This is a genomic window from Methanogenium sp. S4BF (assembly GCF_029633965.1).
Classification (GTDB): Archaea; Halobacteriota; Methanomicrobia; order Methanomicrobiales; family Methanomicrobiaceae; genus Methanogenium.
On the sequence record NZ_CP091277.1, the window covers coordinates 991,658 to 1,007,629 of the forward strand.

At 47.8% G+C, this 15,972-nt stretch carries 16 protein-coding genes and 2 tRNA genes; 7 read left to right on the plus strand and 11 right to left on the minus strand.

Translation table 11 applies throughout. The features are described from left to right. The 3 genes from L1S32_RS04880 to L1S32_RS04890 form a co-directional block, all read right to left on the minus strand. Nucleotides 1-2,631 (minus strand): U32 family peptidase, encoded by a 2,631-nt coding sequence (locus tag L1S32_RS04880; RefSeq protein WP_278156629.1) that lies wholly within the window; start codon nt 2,629-2,631, stop codon nt 1-3. 269 nt (nt 2,632-2,900) lie between these two features. After that, a complete protein-coding gene (locus L1S32_RS04885) occupies nt 2,901-3,734 on the minus strand; it encodes a hypothetical protein (protein WP_278156631.1) in 834 nt (277 codons plus the stop codon). After that, nucleotides 3,728-4,576 (minus strand): polymer-forming cytoskeletal protein, encoded by an 849-nt coding sequence (locus L1S32_RS04890; protein ID WP_278156633.1) that lies wholly within the window; start codon nt 4,574-4,576, stop codon nt 3,728-3,730. Before L1S32_RS04890 ends, L1S32_RS04885 begins: the two co-directional genes overlap by 7 nt. Nucleotides 4,577-4,765: 189 nt before the next feature. Here L1S32_RS04890 and L1S32_RS04895 point away from each other — a divergent pair, with 189 nt between their 5' ends. After that, complete coding sequence (locus L1S32_RS04895; protein WP_278156635.1) at nt 4,766-5,356, plus strand: hypothetical protein; 591 nt, start codon at nt 4,766-4,768, stop codon at nt 5,354-5,356. Between the two features lie 475 nt (nt 5,357-5,831). Here the strand turns inward: L1S32_RS04895 and L1S32_RS04900 are convergent, their stop codons facing one another. The 5 genes from L1S32_RS04900 to L1S32_RS04920 are packed head-to-tail and all read right to left on the minus strand — an operon-like array spanning nt 5,832 to nt 8,614. Further along, complete coding sequence (locus L1S32_RS04900) at nt 5,832-6,542, minus strand: 30S ribosomal protein S3ae (protein ID WP_347403368.1); 711 nt, start codon at nt 6,540-6,542, stop codon at nt 5,832-5,834. Between the two features lie 28 nt (nt 6,543-6,570). Then, nucleotides 6,571-6,729, minus strand: coding sequence for a hypothetical protein (locus L1S32_RS04905; RefSeq protein WP_278157129.1), 159 nt, complete (start codon nt 6,727-6,729; stop codon nt 6,571-6,573). Next, entirely contained in the window at nt 6,708-6,968 is a 261-nt protein-coding gene (locus L1S32_RS04910; RefSeq protein WP_347403369.1) for a KEOPS complex subunit Pcc1, read from the minus strand. The genes L1S32_RS04905 and L1S32_RS04910 overlap by 22 nt, the downstream gene beginning before the upstream one ends. Beyond that, complete coding sequence (locus L1S32_RS04915; RefSeq protein WP_278156637.1) at nt 6,932-8,146, minus strand: DHH family phosphoesterase; 1,215 nt, start codon at nt 8,144-8,146, stop codon at nt 6,932-6,934. The genes L1S32_RS04910 and L1S32_RS04915 overlap by 37 nt, the downstream gene beginning before the upstream one ends. A gap of 9 nt (nt 8,147-8,155) precedes the next feature. After that, complete coding sequence (locus L1S32_RS04920; protein ID WP_278156639.1) at nt 8,156-8,614, minus strand: 30S ribosomal protein S15; 459 nt, start codon at nt 8,612-8,614, stop codon at nt 8,156-8,158. 358 nt (nt 8,615-8,972) lie between these two features. Here L1S32_RS04920 and L1S32_RS04925 point away from each other — a divergent pair. Next, nucleotides 8,973-9,043, plus strand: a tRNA-Gly gene (locus tag L1S32_RS04925). A 118-nt stretch (nt 9,044-9,161) separates the two neighbouring features. Here the strand turns inward: L1S32_RS04925 and L1S32_RS04930 are convergent. Beyond that, nucleotides 9,162-10,244 (minus strand): DMT family transporter, encoded by a 1,083-nt coding sequence (locus tag L1S32_RS04930; RefSeq protein WP_278156641.1) that lies wholly within the window; start codon nt 10,242-10,244, stop codon nt 9,162-9,164. A gap of 126 nt (nt 10,245-10,370) precedes the next feature. Next, nucleotides 10,371-11,171 carry an ABC transporter substrate-binding protein gene (locus L1S32_RS04935; protein WP_278156643.1) on the minus strand — a complete coding sequence of 267 codons (801 nt, stop codon included), beginning with the start codon at nt 11,169-11,171 and terminating at the stop codon, nt 10,371-10,373. 398 nt (nt 11,172-11,569) lie between these two features. On the opposite strand from L1S32_RS04935, the gene L1S32_RS04940 reads away from it, so the two are divergent. From L1S32_RS04940 to L1S32_RS04950, 3 genes are read left to right on the plus strand one after another with little or no spacing between them, the layout of a single operon-like run. Next, on the plus strand, nt 11,570-12,247 hold the full coding sequence (locus L1S32_RS04940; protein ID WP_278156645.1) for a DUF5612 domain-containing protein: 678 nt from the start codon (nt 11,570-11,572) through the stop codon (nt 12,245-12,247). Continuing rightward, entirely contained in the window at nt 12,247-12,822 is a 576-nt protein-coding gene (locus L1S32_RS04945; protein WP_278156647.1) for an L-threonylcarbamoyladenylate synthase, read from the plus strand. Before L1S32_RS04940 ends, L1S32_RS04945 begins: the two co-directional genes overlap by 1 nt. Nucleotides 12,823-12,828: 6 nt before the next feature. After that, complete coding sequence (locus L1S32_RS04950; RefSeq protein ID WP_278156649.1) at nt 12,829-13,755, plus strand: nucleotidyltransferase domain-containing protein; 927 nt, start codon at nt 12,829-12,831, stop codon at nt 13,753-13,755. Between the two features lie 68 nt (nt 13,756-13,823). Here L1S32_RS04950 and L1S32_RS04955 read toward each other — a convergent pair whose 3' ends face one another. Then, nucleotides 13,824-14,501 (minus strand): Dna2/Cas4 domain-containing protein, encoded by a 678-nt coding sequence (locus tag L1S32_RS04955; RefSeq protein ID WP_278156651.1) that lies wholly within the window; start codon nt 14,499-14,501, stop codon nt 13,824-13,826. A gap of 59 nt (nt 14,502-14,560) precedes the next feature. Here L1S32_RS04955 and L1S32_RS04960 point away from each other — a divergent pair, with 59 nt between their 5' ends. Further along, complete coding sequence (locus L1S32_RS04960) at nt 14,561-14,857, plus strand: DUF3467 domain-containing protein (RefSeq protein ID WP_278156653.1); 297 nt, start codon at nt 14,561-14,563, stop codon at nt 14,855-14,857. Nucleotides 14,858-15,008: 151 nt separating this feature from the next. Next, nucleotides 15,009-15,080: transfer RNA gene (locus L1S32_RS04965), tRNA-Thr, on the plus strand. Nucleotides 15,081-15,972 lie beyond the last annotated feature (892 nt).

The window sequence follows — 15,972 nt, forward strand, 5'->3', positions numbered from 1 at the left end:
TTATTCCTCTTTGTCTTCCACACCTTTCAGAAAATGACCGCTGGTAATTCCACCGGATGCAACCGTTTGCAACCGGTCTTTTAGTCCCTGTATCTCACTTCCTTTCATGCTTTTTCCGGAAAAGAGCAATTCAAATGCTCTTTTGTATGCACGTACAACCGATTCCGCATACCGTCCGTTTCTGATGCGGCAATCGAGAGCAACATGGCTGATACCCGCATCAACCACCTGATCCAGATGATCAATAAGACAGGTTTCACGGGAATTCCAGATGTGCGTCCGGCATTCGTCATCGATGGTTACCGGAAAGATATGCCTCTTCACATCCCGTATGCCATACCATCGTCTGTCGCCAAGACGGCCACTGCAGTGCAGACACCTGCCATATGCTGTTGCGATGATGCAGTCCTCACTCACGGCAAGTTCTGTGGGGCCATGGATGATGCACTCCGGAATCGGACAGTTCCCTTCTTCTGAAATCAGCCGGGACACCAGTTTTCCGATTGCATCAAAGGATATTTCAGGAGACAGAGTGACAGAAACACAGCCATCACCTAATATCCGGGCAGAATGACTGTTAAAAATGTTCAGTCCCATTCCGCCATAAAGAGGTATGTCAGGCGAGGCATGCCTGACAGCCGCACGTGCACTGATATTTTCCGCCATGATACCTTTGGCCCCCAGTTCATCCAGTGAAGGAATGATGCCGCATGCAGCATCCAGGAATCTCTGCCGGGTGATATGCGGCCATTTCCATATAAGATCAACGCCGGCTTTATTGCAGAATGACGCTGCCTGAGCAATCTGTGAACGGATCCACTGGGCCCACTCTTCAGAATAATCGCATACACAGGATATATCATGCCTTCCCTGAGGTTCAAAATAGATCCGGTGGCAACCGGCCGCAAGTGCTCCACGCACGGTATCACAGTCTGAGGCATAGACGGATATTTCCGGCACAACCGGGACAGTACCCGGTATCCGGGACATCCCGGTTTTCAAAACAGCAGGTTCATGCGAAAGAGCGGCCCGGAGAGCATCCGCCGCTGGTTGTTCCGGCAGAAATGATCGGACGGCAGCGTCTTCAAGGGCGATGAAAAATTCCCGCCTGAATCTCGTTATCTCACGAATAGGTGCGAATAAATCACCGGAATAGTCTGACGAAAAAGAACGCACGTAATATGCCGTATCGCCTGTCCGGGACAACAGGTCTGCAATATTTTCACGGGAAACAGGACGGTTCTGTGCTGGTGAAAAGGAGAAGTCAGCTTTCAGGGATACAGAAACCTCTCCGGTCCGGGAAAAGGACGTGCCGGTCAGTACGGGTATCGCATCTTCAAATGTAAGTGTGAGGTCGACCGGAATCATCTGGGATGCATTTTTTCTGAGCAGACCGGCTGCGTATTCAGAACCTCTCCCGCTTTTTGTCAGGAATACCTGATTACCCGGCCGGACAGACATGGGGACGCGCATCTGAAATTTCCTGTTGCGTACTGCAGGAGCATTGCTGAGAACAGCCCCTCCGAAGAATCCGGGCGTCCCGTCAGAAAACGATAATCCATCACCGGATTCCGGAGAATATGATGTGTCCAGAGAGATCTCTGCCATCTTTTTGCGTGCATCGTAGGAACAGACAGACCCGATATGCACACCCCTGTTTCCGGGTGCTTCCGGCCCCATAACGGTGCCGTCCTTTCCATCCAGAAGATAGCCCGCCGTGAATTCGCGGTTAAATGCTGCACGAAGAGTGAGCAGATCAGAATCAGAAGGAACGAATGAATCTTTTAACCGCTCGTCAAGCGCTTTTCGATAGACATACACAACAGCAGCAACATATTCCGGCGACTTCATCCTCCCTTCAATTTTCAGTGATACCACAGGAGAATCGAGTATTTCAGTGATCTTCGGATATGTGCAGAGATCCCGCGGGGAGAGAAGATAGTGTGTCTGTACGGTTCTGAGGGATTCTGTTACCGGAAGACCCCATTCGTCAGTATCCCCGGAAAGCAGCGTATATTCCCTGCGGCATGGTTGTGCACATGAACCACGGTTTCCGCTCCTGCCTCCAATAAGGGATGAGAGCAGGCACTGGCCGGAATAGGCATAACAGAGTGCACCGTGGACAAACACTTCCGGTTCAGGATAGTGGTCATCTGGACTGCCATATATCTCTGAAACTTCATGCAGGGTGAGTTCACGCGGAAGCACAACGCGCGAACAGCCAAGAGTCTGCACCCACTTCAGCCCATCTTTTGAAAGAATGGTCATCTGCGTCGAGGCATGCAACGGGAGCGTTGGAATATACCGGTGAAGGATGTCTGCCAGCCCCACATCCTGTACAATCACCGCATCGACACCCAGCTCATACAGCCAGGATGCATACATCACCGCATCCTGCATCTCAGAATCAGAAAGCAGGGTGTTTAGTGTCACATATACAAGGACTCCACGTGTATGGCAGTACCGGAGGGCCCATTCCATTTCAGATTTTCCAAAATTAACAGCGTTTTTTCGGGCCCCATACTGTGCCCCCCCCAGATAAACCGCATCAGCACCCGCTGAAACAGCAGCGATAAGCGCATCAGGGGAACCGGCTGGTGCGAGAAGTTCAGGTACGACAGTCGAATGCATGAGAGGCCTCAGATCTATGTATGTGATTGACTCCGGGGAGGCATAAACCATCACACCATATCATCCTGATATGGGTGAATGGTCTGCTTCAATGCCCTGCAATAGGGCAAAGCCTCCCATAATGCAGGTTTGCCATAGCCGAATACGCACAGAAAACACATTTAATGCTGTATCATGAACAGGGGGATTACATACGTCATTCGGTACCATGACACAGACAGGCCAGACCGTCCGGGAAGAGGAGGGAAAAAGGGGGACAGTGATCAGATTCAAAGAGATGAAATACAAACCCACCGGTCGTATATCGGGTCCCGGTCATTTTCAATGATCTCACACGTCCTCCCCTGCGATGAACACCATTCCTTTACACGTTGAATTTCAGGTTCGGTTGCCGTTGTAATCACCGTTTGTTCTGATAAAACCAGAAGCTCAGAAACAATATTTTCCCACATACCCGCATTAAACGCGGTGATATCTCCAAGCATGCACCCCACACCATACCTGACCGGTGCAATATAGTCTGTTGCACGTGACGCGTCGATATGCATCACCTGACGGGGATACAGGCGCTTACTATGCAGCCCAAGGGCAATCAGAGCGGGGTCATTGTCATACCCACAGGGGTTACCGCCACAGTCCCGTATCGCCTCTGAGATCACCCCGGACCCGCAGCAGCAGTCGATACAGGTTGCGCCATCCAGCGAGCCCCAGGTATCTGTTATCAGTGAAGCAACCATCCCCTTTCGTTCCGGCCGGGTATCTTCGGTCGCCTGTGGGACTTCAGAGAGCAATTTCAGGCTGAAATACTCCCTGAGACCATCAAGATACAGGGATGCATTCTCCTGGTAGATATCACCGCCGGACTCTTCAAATTTGGAAAGAACAGCCCGGGACGGAGGCCGGCAGACAAAACTGCCTGCTAACCAGGACGTCTTTTCCCGCAGTGCAAGCGCAATGGGATACTCATTCTCATCAATCAGCAGACGCGCTTCTTCTGCAGGAATGGAGAGCATTTCTTCCGTGTAATAATCTTCCGTAAGCTCAGCAAACACCGGTTCAATACACTGTATTCCGGGCAGATTAAAAATATCATCAATCAACATTTCTCCCTCACAATCCGTACACCCAATGGTGCCTTAATCGTTCCATCCAGACGGGCTTCTTCATTCAGTGTCAGATTCGAGCATTGAATATCCCCAAGCACATGCACACCCTCACAAATAACAACATCCCCGGCAGAATGGATATTCCCATGAATCTCATTATTCGGTGCCACCGTAATGTTACCTTCTGCACGCAGACTGCCAAAGATGGTATTGCCGGTATCAATGGAGACAGATCCTGCACGGATATTTCCGTGAAGACGACAGTCTGAACCGATTGACATCGATTTGGGCACCGCGAACGTTTCCATATCCAGAATTGAATTCGAAGGTATCATCAACGGAATTGCAGTTACCTCATCCTCATCATACCCAAAGAGCTTCTGCATAATTTCAGAGATTTCTTCCTCCTTTTCGATTCCAAGGAGGGTGACAAGGTACAATACGATATATGTCAAAACAGGGAGCGGATTGCGTATGGATATCCATCCCTTCGCTTCAAAGCCCTTCTCAATCTGGACGTTATCCCCAATATCCAAGTCGCCGTTTACAATCAGGCGCCCTTTGATTTTAACCCCTTCACCAAGATATGCATCTTCCGTTGCATACACATCCCCCCGGATTTCACAGAAATTATCAATTCGCACATCCCCTCCGGCATGAATGTCCCCATTTATCGTACTGAATTCACATACAACAATTTCATTGCCTTCAAGACCATAGTCAATTTTGCACCGATCCCCGATGACAATTATTCTGTCTGTTTTGAGTGTATGTTCCTGGAGTTCAGTATTATCCGGAAGGATACATTGTTCAAACCAATCCTGTCCACCTTTCTCCATACTACGCCGCCTTCTGAAGAAACTTACTCGCCGTATCCATATGAGTCTTCGTAATCATCTTTGAAAATGCGATCCGCAAATGACAGGCACCCCTGACATCAGTAGTTCTCTAAATTTTTAGCCAATGTGAATCTGGCAAAGTAACGTCAACAAAAAGAAAAGATCTATATACCCTGCGGGCGCCGCAATATGGCTAAATATCACAGAAGCGCCCGCAATACTGTACGTACTCTCAAATCAAAAGAATGTTCTGATCTTGCCGTAAACGCATTGAACCGTAATCTTGAAATCCCCATTAACGGCCAACTAGGCCAAAAAACTCTTTTTCAGACCATTATTGGAATGTCAGTGAACCGTCTGTCCATTCACTCTATTGGAAATATTGCTCAGAAGGTACCGTGTGAGACATCAATCAGATATCACCTCTCGAAACTTGATTTGCCAACTCTGGAGAATGTGAATCAAAGAATTCTCACATCTGTTGCAGCCTCTTTCCTCAGGGAAGAGAAAAAATACCAGGTTTCAATCGATTTGACAAACGATCCATATTATGGAAATATCGACGATACAAACGCAGATTACGTTATCCGCAGCAGACCAAAGAAATCAACAACCTCATTCTATTCATATGTGTCTCTGTACATCATCCAGAAAGGAGACCGACTGACACTTGCCGTGTTTCCGGTAAAAAAAGGCATCAAAATGGTCGAATATGTCAGGAAATGTGTAGAGGCCATTTACAGAAATCCCTGTTTTACGGCTGCCGGTTTAGAATTTTGAGACTGTTGAAGCGAGGGGTGAACTTTATTATGGAGGTAAATTAGTGAACTACTGGACATCGTTTCAATCCATTATGGAAGAGCTATTCCCGCAGTCCTGATCACAAAAAACAGGAAACCGTCTCCTCAGATTATATTTCAACATCTGCCGCCCTCTTTTCCTTGCCGGATAACGAGAGTCAGGAATAGTACAGTGCTTTCAGTACGGCAATTACGAAATGAAGTGAACACAATAAACAGTTTAGGCAGTGACGGGATGCCTATATGACGAACTCTCACAATACCTCAATTTAACCGTCCGCGTTGAACAAACACCGTTCTGCGGATAAGAGGACAGGACTGTTTTTGCATCCGGGAGAAACGTTAACCACAAACCAATGCGTGATTAAAAAAATAATCTGCTCCAATGCCTGCAGAGTTCTCACTGCAGCGAACGAAAATGATTTCTCAGGTCTCTGAAAAAAATGAAGAGAGACTTAGTTCTCTTCTTCCTGCACATCTTCTGCAGGAACGTCAGGTTCAGCTGCGGTCTCCTCTTCGGGGACAGCGGGTGCAGTTTCAGGAGCGGGAACTTCCACAACAGCACGGGGTGTGCCGGTTGCTTTCTCCTCGCCCTTCGATTTGATTACCTCAACACGGCGTGTGGGATAGATCTTCTTGACAATCTTGAATATCTCACGTGAGAGTTCGCCCAGTACCATATCACGGACAAACTGATCATATGTCACCGAAGATGATTTTGCGATGAGATACTGTGTGATTGTCGACCGGATTGCCTTTGCCTGGCTCATGTCTGCACGGGAAATGGTGAAACATGTTGTGGTCACACGGATCTTCCTGCCTTCTTTTGTTGTCAGAAGTACCAGTGAATCAATACGTGATGTCCGGCGCTTGACCATTGCACGCAGATAATCCTTGGTCACTTCGTGTCCGACAAACTCTGTGTATGCAGAGTCTCCGCCGACATTGGTGACTTTAAAGTTCATCTTAATGTTCTGCTTGGAATAGTCAGAGGTCATTTCACCCAGAGTTGTCCTCATGACCCTGCCGATAACCTTCTGTGAGTCACCTGCAATAGTTTCACCAAGATATGCACGTTCGAAGTACTCTGGTGCATATACTTTGTACCAGCTCTTGGCTTTCCAGCCTTCTACTCGTCTTCCGACCTGTTTTTTTCGTTTTGCCATGTAATTCTCTCCTAATTTTTTAGTGTCGTCAGAGGAACGTCAATGAGTCCCCTGTTTCCCGGTATAATTTTTCCGGATATGTTTCGGACAGGCTTTCAGTAAACACAGCATCAATGACGCCGGATGCCTCCGTCATAATCTCCGTTTTGGAGAACAGCTCAGCGCCTACTGAGTAACGTAATCGCATATGTCCTCCGCAATTCCAAGATTCATAAGATAGTCGTCTAACGAAGCTACCAGTGATCGCAAGCGATCGGTTTGAATTTCAGTTCTGACCATTCCACCCGAAGCAGTTGTCGTCATATTGGAAAGGTTATCAGATGAGAGCGCTCGTGCCACACATTCAGGGTCTGCATGCGGTGTGCATACAATACCTTCAATACGCATCGTCATGCACATGCCTCCCGGAATCCGGCGGTAAAGCATTCAACCTTCTCACGGGGGATCCTCGCACCTCCGCGCGAATAATGCCCACCGCCACTGCCTCCGCATTCCGTTGCCAGATTCGAGAGAATGGCTGCAAGGTCTTTTTCAGCACCCTGCGGACACCGTGCCGATACGGAGTAGAAATCATCCTGTGGTGCCATCACCGCAACCGGATGATTCAGCAATCCATCAAATGAAAATGCATCCGCAACTCCGCTTATTGCATCTGCATCAGCAATTTCATACAAAAATGGATTGTCTTTGAGCGGTTGTGCATTCCGCGCGGCTGCGATCACCCTCAGTCGGTATGCACGTGCCGTTTCCCATGCATCATCGAGATATTCATGGGAACGAAGACATAATGCAGCGCCAAGAACACCCTTCCCTGATTTTCCACATCCATCAACAATACCTGCCAGTGAATGTGCATCCTTTACGGCCCCACGCTCAAGATGCCAGGTATCACCCCAGAGCGACACCATCGAATCAGCATTCTGATACGGAGATATCTTCAGTATTACATCTGAAAGAAGATGTCCGATATCGGTTTCATTCCGAACGGTATATGACTCGATGAGTGACCGGACAGTCTCCTCTTCACCTGATATCCCATGAAGCATGGGATTTAAGGCTGTGAACAGCTGTTCGTTGAGGTCGCGGCCGAAAAGGGGGATACCTTTTCCAGGGGAAAGGAAATTATTTGCAATCCCCTCATTAACGATATCCTGATTCGGACCCTGAATTAACTGGCGGTCTCCAATCATTCCAAGAAGCGCCAGTCCGGCCAGATCACGGTTATCGCCAATGTGCTGTGCTACCGTATATGCAGCACCTGAAGCAGAGAGTTCATTTTCTCCATCGACTCCTTCGAGGCGGGGGTTGACATGAAACTCCCCTTCAAAACGGGGAATGTGATGGTCAATGACCATTACATCATCAGAGAGGTCGGAAAAACCAGAACCAAAATCACAAAGAACGGTGGCATTACCGCTGCTGATATCATGGGGATAAATGCGTGGCAGAATACGGAGCCGTACCTGGATGTCCTCACGTATGAGGGCATGAACCATTATGGATGCGGCAGCGATCCCATCAGCGTCATGGTGCCCATAAATCTCAACATACTCCTTCTCACGAAGGTGTTCTGCGAGATGAACAGCAGCGGATTCGACAGACATATATCTCTATTATCTTGACAGCAGGAATTCTGCAGTATCAGGTTTGTATGTCCATCCTTCCGGCATTTTTCCGTTTTTAACGTAGTATTTGCCGAGTCTGCGTACTTTTGCTTCAGTGAGCTGAAGCTGACGCTTGTTGTGGACATCTTTCTTATTCTCACTCAGGTGCTTGCGCATTCCGAGCGCCTTTGTAATAAGATTGCGAAGGTCTTCAGGAATCTCAGATCCAAGACCGTTGTCTGCAAGAACCTCTTCGATTCTCTTTCCGGTCGCAAGTTTTACAGAGGGAACGCCATGTTTGTCACGAAGGACAAGGCCAATCTCTGCTGAAGACATTCCTGTCTTCCTGAGTTCCACGACAATTTTCACAATCTCTTCGTTGTCAGTATTTGACCACCCCGGTGCTTCGGAGCGGTGTGGGCGGACGGAGCCGGATTTGCCCCTTCGCCTTGCATGCATTCGTGCCACTTGTTCACCACCTTGGTTAATTTATGTTCCGGAATAACGAAATTTCGCCATACCCGGAAGCGATAGATACGGAAGATTTGGTAGGTAAAGTCCTCAAAAAAGTCAGAAACTAACTTCTCTGTAATCCCAAAGCCGCATACGCGGCCATGCCATAGGGCACGTCGGACTTACCGTAGTCAGCACTACCATAACGGTTCTGTGCTCCATTATTATTAGCCGTTCAGATATTAAGGGTATCGCAGGCAAAAACCACCGCCACAATCACTACCACATGCAGCAGCGTCAATTATCCACCCTTACAAAACGAAGATTTATGAGGGAATGAAATCTAATAAAGACCTGCACACAACTATAATTTGCGACTGTAGTCTAGTGGTATGACAGTGGCTTCCCAAGCCTCTATCTCGGGTTCGAATCCCGGCAGTCGCATCAGTTTTTCGACAGTATTCTTTTCCGCAATCATTCTTTGCTTCATATTCACTAAGAAGCATCATCGGTAACCAAAAAAGCAGGATGGGCAATGCCCGGTGACGGGCCTTTTATTCCTTCACTTATGGGCATGCCGGTGATGGATATCCGGTTTATGCGGATGCTCATGAATCAATTCTTCATGCTGATGGGGATGACAGTGTTCGCCGGATGATGATATGGGCGGTTCAAACCCCATGTGGGTATGGTCATGATGCAGATCCTCATGATCGTGACGGTGCTCATGGAATTCCGCCGGATGGCAGTGGGAATGCGAATGGTGTTCAGTCATGAGCAGGTAGGCGCCGATGGCCATCACCGGCAGTGCGATGAAAAACGCCGGAGCAAGCGGGTCCGGAAATATAAACAGAGATATAACGACCCCGAAAAAGGGTGAAACCGCCAGAATCGCTCCTGTACGCGCAGTGCCAATGCCCCGTAATGCCCACAAAAAGAGCACGCTGGTAATGCCCCCATAACTGAAAAACCCTATACACATCGCAATGACGGCAAGAGAGGGGGACGGCGATGCTTCTCCCAGGATATACGCAATCAGTATCATCACAACACCGGCAATGACTCCCTTTATTGCAACAACAGGAATGGGATCCTTTGCAGAAACATTCCGTGAAATATTATTATCAAGAGACCAGAATGTGCACGTCAGAAGAATACCCAGCGCAGCAATGGAAAAACCCCATGCAGCAGTAGGATCATAGGACAGAATAATGCATGAGGTCGTAATCAGGCCGAGGGCGAATGCGATTCGTTTGTCAACGGCTTCATGAAAAAACAGTACTGCAATAATCGTTGTTGCCACCGGTTCAAAATTTAACAGGAGTGAGGCAGTGGCTGAAGGAGTATACTGCAGCGAAACCATGAGCACCATTGGTGCCAGTATCCCCCCGAAAAGAACAATCCCTGCAACAGAGGGGAGATCAGATCGGGTCAGTGATGCTTCAATGGTGTGCCGGTCCCCTCCGGACAGGCGTACAAGCCACATGTACACTAAGAGACCACCCCCGCTTCCCAGATAGAACAGGGCTGCGAGAGTGACCGGACTAATCTCTGTGAGCAGTATTTTTGCTGCGGGTGCTGATGACCCGAACAGCGCTGCTGCAAGCACAGCATAGAGAACCGGAAGCCTGTTTTTTGCTATCAACTGAATAATGTCATACAGGTATGTGCCCTCCCGCCATTAATCCTTCAGTACAAAAACAGGGAAGCCCGAAAAATTGACCGGCCAAAAAAAAGGAGTTCCGGTTACGAAAAATCGTAGTCCTGAAACTCAGACAACCATGTCATACTGAATCTTGAGTTCTTCCCAGTATGGGTCAGCCATCAGATTCGTAAGGCCGGCATTCAGTTTTTCAAGAAGCTCATTGTCATCTTTCCGGACTGCAATACCAAACTGTTCATTGGTTTCGATAAAGCCAATTTTCTCAACATCACGGCCTGCAATGATATCTTTCAGTGAGAGATCATCATACATGACAGCATCAATTCTACCGGTCGTAAGATCGTCAACCGCTTTTGGAGTGTCAGGATAGACTTTCAGGTTTTCCTTTGGCATCATACCGGTATCAACCAGATTCTCTTCCATCCACATTGCTGCCGTACATCCACTCTGCGTACCAACGATGGCCTTTCCTTCTTTTACATCAGCAAGAGTGATACCTGACCCGGGCTGTGCAACAACAAGCTGGTTTACTGTCCAGTATGGAATACTGAAGTTTACTTTCTCACGGCGCTCGTCGGTAATGGTCATACCGGAGTACACCATATCAATCTGGCCTGCCTGGAGCGCAGGAATGATGCCGTCCCATGCAACAACCTCGAACTTCACCTCAAAACCCTGGTTTTCCGCGATCCATTTTATGGAATCAACATCGAACCCGATTGGGTTGCCATTTTTGTCCATCTCAGAGAATGGAGGATACGGGACATCAATGCCTACAGAGTATACGGTCTTTTCTTCCACGCCACCCTGCGCATCGCCGGATGTCGCCTGTGAACTGGTGCATCCTGCAAATGCCACACACAGCAATGCCATGCTGATTACAAGAACTGAAAGTAATCGTTTATTCATATCTGGGGTTTAGTGTATAGATCCAATAATTGTTTTTACTTGAACCTATGAAACAGAACTTAACAATTAAAACATGTTCAGCCAACTCAATTATCACAATCACAGATACACGATAAAAAATATTCAGAAACTCCGGAGAGAGCAGAAAAGGTACTTCAAACGGTCCAACCCCTTCCCTACGATGATGAATACATTATTGCCCGGATGTTTTCATTCTTCATGGCGATTTCCGAATCCAAAATTCCCGGTGATCAGATACTCCTTTTTTTTGCGGCCAACAGAGCATAGGTAATTTTCATAAAGCCCTGACAACCCTTTGCAAGAAATCATTTATTTCCCAAACACCAAACCATGTACAGTCATAATCCATAATTCCCGGATATGACGGTGGTCCATCTATGAATCAAACAGGCATCCCAAATGCTCTGAGTATATTATCTGAAAACCGACACGGATTATTGCGTGATGTCGCCTGCGTGATGGCACGGCACGGTGCAAATATTCTGACAACCCAGCAGTCAATCATCTCTTCAGGACAAAAGAAAGATCTCTCAACACTGTATTTTGAATTTGAAGGAATTGAGGATACTGAATCTCTGATCATCGAACTCTCAGAGATATCCGAGGTACACTCGGTAGAGAGGCACCAGCCATTTTCAAAGATTTATGGAAAACGCGTCATCATACTGGGTGGCGGCGCACAGGTTGCACAGGTTGCGCTTGGTGCAGTAAATGAGGCCGACCGTCATAATATCAGAGGGGAGCGGATATCAGTCGATACGATTCCCCTTGTCGGTGAAGAAGATCTTTCGGTCGCGGTTGAAGCTGTATCACGGCTGCCCCGTGCCTCGGTGCTTGTCCTTGCGGGCAGCATCATGGGCGGGAAAATAACAGAATCTGTCATCAAGATTCAAAAAATGGGAATTCCGGTCATATCCCTTTCCATGGTCGGGAGTGTCCCGGAACATGCAGATCTTGTGGTAACAGACCCAATCCAGGCGGGAGTGCTTGCCGTTATGCATGTCAGTTCCAAAGCTGTTTTTGATATATACCGCGTACATGGGAGAAGATTTTGATGAGTGTTGTATCTGATGCTGTCACGGTACTCCGTCGTGACGGACTGATTGTCTATCCAACGGAGACCGTATATGGTCTGGGTGCTGACGCACTTTCTGACTATGCTGTACACCGCGTCTATGAAGTAAAGCAAAGACCCGTGGGAAAACCAATCTCTGTTGCTGTTTCTGATGAAGATATGATGTATGCAATCGCTGAGATATCAGATGAAGCATGGGAGTTTATCAGAACATTTCTCCCGGGCCCGGTAACGGTCGTTCTCCCGGTAAAAAGCTGTCTGCCACCCGTTCTCTCCGGAGGAACGGGGATGATTGGAATACGGATGCCTCAGAACAAAATAACATGCGATATCATTGCAGAACTGGATGCCCCCATCACTGCCACCAGTGCCAATCTTTCCGGGACGATGGCGCCAGTCTCAAAAGAACAGGTTAATGTGCCGTATGACCTCTTCATTGAAGGAGGGGAACTCTCCGGTACGCCAAGTACGGTGGTTGATCTCGCGGCGCGAAGAATACTGCGTCCGGGGGATGACATTGAAAGGATTGCTGCTTTTCTCAGAACACTGGAGTGAACAGGGATGAAACCAATACGATTACGCGATTTTATCGAAGATACCGATGGACGAATATACGCAGTAGCAGCATATGACAACACGGAGCGGGTTGGCTGTATTCTCCGGTATGTGCCCGATGACAACGGGGAGCGGACAGGCCCTGAAGGTACGAAATATAAAAAAATGGATTTTGAAGATGCATTTGCCTATCTTGCAGAGCATAAACCTGAGTACCTCGATACCGTCCACCGCATCCCCCATACTGATATTGCACGGGTCATTAAACCCGAAGAAGAGATACTCCATGTGGCTGCAACGAATGAGCAGGTGATGCAGCTCCTCCCGGTATTTAACGTATCAATCGAAAAGATCGGCTGCACCGGCTCTCTTCTGTGCGGTCTGGGAAACGAATCGTCAGACATCGATATGGTCGTCTATGGTTCTGCATGGTTTACCGCACAGGAGAATCTCAAAAGAAGTGTGGAAGCAGGAGAAGTCTCCGGCCTCTCAGAAGAGATGTGGCAAAAAGTCTATACCAAGCGTGTTCCGGAAATTGATTACGAAACATTCCTTGCCCATGAAAAGAGGAAATGGAACAGGGGAGAGATTGAAGGCACATACTTTGACCTCCTCTATACCCGTTCCTATGAACAGATAGGCTCAGCCGGTGTTCCCAAGGGTAAGGTCTGCGGCAAAGCAACGATTGAAGCAACCGTTACGGATTCATCGCTCGCCTTTGATAACCCTGCGGTATATTTTGTCGACCATGAGGAGATCAGCAGGGTGCTGTCCTTTACCCATACCTATAGCGGTCAGGCCCTCAAAGGAGAAGTCATCGAAGCAACCGGTGTGGTCGAAGAGCATGGCGATACAAAGTGGCTGATTGTTGGTACCACACGGGAAGCAAAGGGTGAGTATATCATCTCAAAGACGCTCATGGAAAGCCTTTGAATCATTCCCTTTTTGGGACGTGAAGTCCTTTGAATCATTTATCAATCGCTGTCAGAAATCCTTTTGAATCACTCATTTCTAAAGAAATCACTTAGTTTTTTTGGTCCGGATACCGTGCAGGCATCAGCGATGAAACATCCTTCGCAGGGTGCATTCCGTGGTTTTCGGGGAACCACCCCTTTGTCAATTGTCTCTGCGGTACGTATCGCCTGAAGAGCCCGGCGGCGGTCACGGGGTTCCGGGACACAGGCACGGGAGATGCCGGAGGCCAAGTATTCAAAGGTGATTTCAGAAGGAGAGAAGCCCAGCGTTTCTTCAATACAGATCATCAGGCATGCCGCACGGATGCGATCTGCGCCCCAGACACCTGCTTCCGGAGCCTCTGTCATCCGCATGACGGCACACCGTGGGGGGCTGCCGGAGAGAATACGGTCAAGCGTTCCCCCGACCCCCAGCCGTTCGGATGACACACGCACATCATATTCATCTGCGGGTTCCCATTCATGCTCTTTGCAGGCATTCACCCAGGTTTCGAGCACCTGTTTCCAGTCATCACTGATTTCAGGAGAAACCAGCCGGATATCTTCCCAGAGGGCGGCGGCATCCAGCGGATGGCCCAGTGCATACGACAGTTGTTTTGCAACAGTATACCGTTCGGGTTCAGCCTGTTCGAGTGATTTCATCAGTTCATATCGTACAGGGCAGGCATGGCACGCAACCACAGATGAGATGCTTTTCTCCCGCATAAATCAACAGATCCTGAATAAACAAAGGATTATCTGGCAAGCCGCATATAAATAATGGTATGACAAAGAGGGAAATTGCAGTGAATATTCCAAATGATCTGGATCCGGTCTATGCGAACCGGATTCAGGTTGCCTATAAAGACGATGAGTTTACGTTCGTCTTCCTTCACGAACTTCCGGGAACAAATCAGGCCCGTGCCAAAGCAATTGTCTCAATCAGCCCGAAACACGCCAAAAATTTCGCACAGGTGCTTCAGAAGAGTGTGCAGGATTTCGAGGGCAAATTCAATGAAATCAAGACAGAGAATCCGGAAAAGCAGGAAGACCCGAATGTTACGATTCGCGGGTACTCCTGATCAGACACACAAACATCCATATCACACCAATTTCATTCTAAAAATCCATATTGAAACACCACATTTATTATTTTCCAGCGTCAAATACAGTAGGCATCTGGTAAATCCAATAATATCCTGTTACTGGTTTGCCGGTTGTTCCAAACAGAGTGCCGTTGTGGCTTAGAGGTATAGCGGCTGATTCGTAATCAGCAGGTCGGGGGTTCAAATCCCTCCAACGGCTTCCCGAATCGGGGTATGGAGCCAGATTTGGCCTTATTTTTTGTTCGTCAACCCTTAACAATACTAGTATATCCAATCATATTTGAAACTATTGCAGGAGAATGGATCTTTTCCTGGCAACACACAGTTTTCAGAAACATCATGTTTGTTTATATTCCGGGCGGCTTTGTATTTGATCAAAATATCGGCATATTTGACACATATATCAATATTAAGCAACAATACGGCATTTTTTCACATCGTGTGAACAAGTTGTGTCGCAAGATCAACTGTAGTACAGCGGTAAAATCAAAAACGAAAGATAGGATGCGGCAGTGATCAAACCACATAATTTTGGAACCACTCAAAATCGGAAATAAACTGATATCATTCGGTAGAGTCATTTCATCATGAGCGCGAGGGTATTGGTCTCTGATCTCGCCCAAAAAATTTACGCGATTAAATGGACCTTTTCTTTGTACAAATATGTACATTACACGAGGGTGTGTAAGAGAAGGGAGTGTTTTTGTGAAAATTTTTAGACAGGAGCATGGGGAATTGGGGAGCATATCTGATCAGAATCAGACAGATGAAGATTATTTTTCTCCCTCTTGCATTGCGAATTGGGATGTCCACCCCCCTGTTACGATACCTGATAGTGAAATGCCCGTGATTTTTAATAATACCAAAAAACCCTTATAGAAAACCCAAAAAAGCGAAGAGACCTATGAGCAGGTTGAACGGTTGCGGCCTTTCATGCTTGAGATATAGCTTAATAATACATTGCCCGATGACCGTTGTGATGACACGACGGCCCCATGGGGTTGGATTGTTCCCTCTGTCCAAGCCATGGGCACGCTCTGCCCATAGGAGAGCAGGGTGTGAATTTCACATGGAGGAAGGTAGATCTCTTT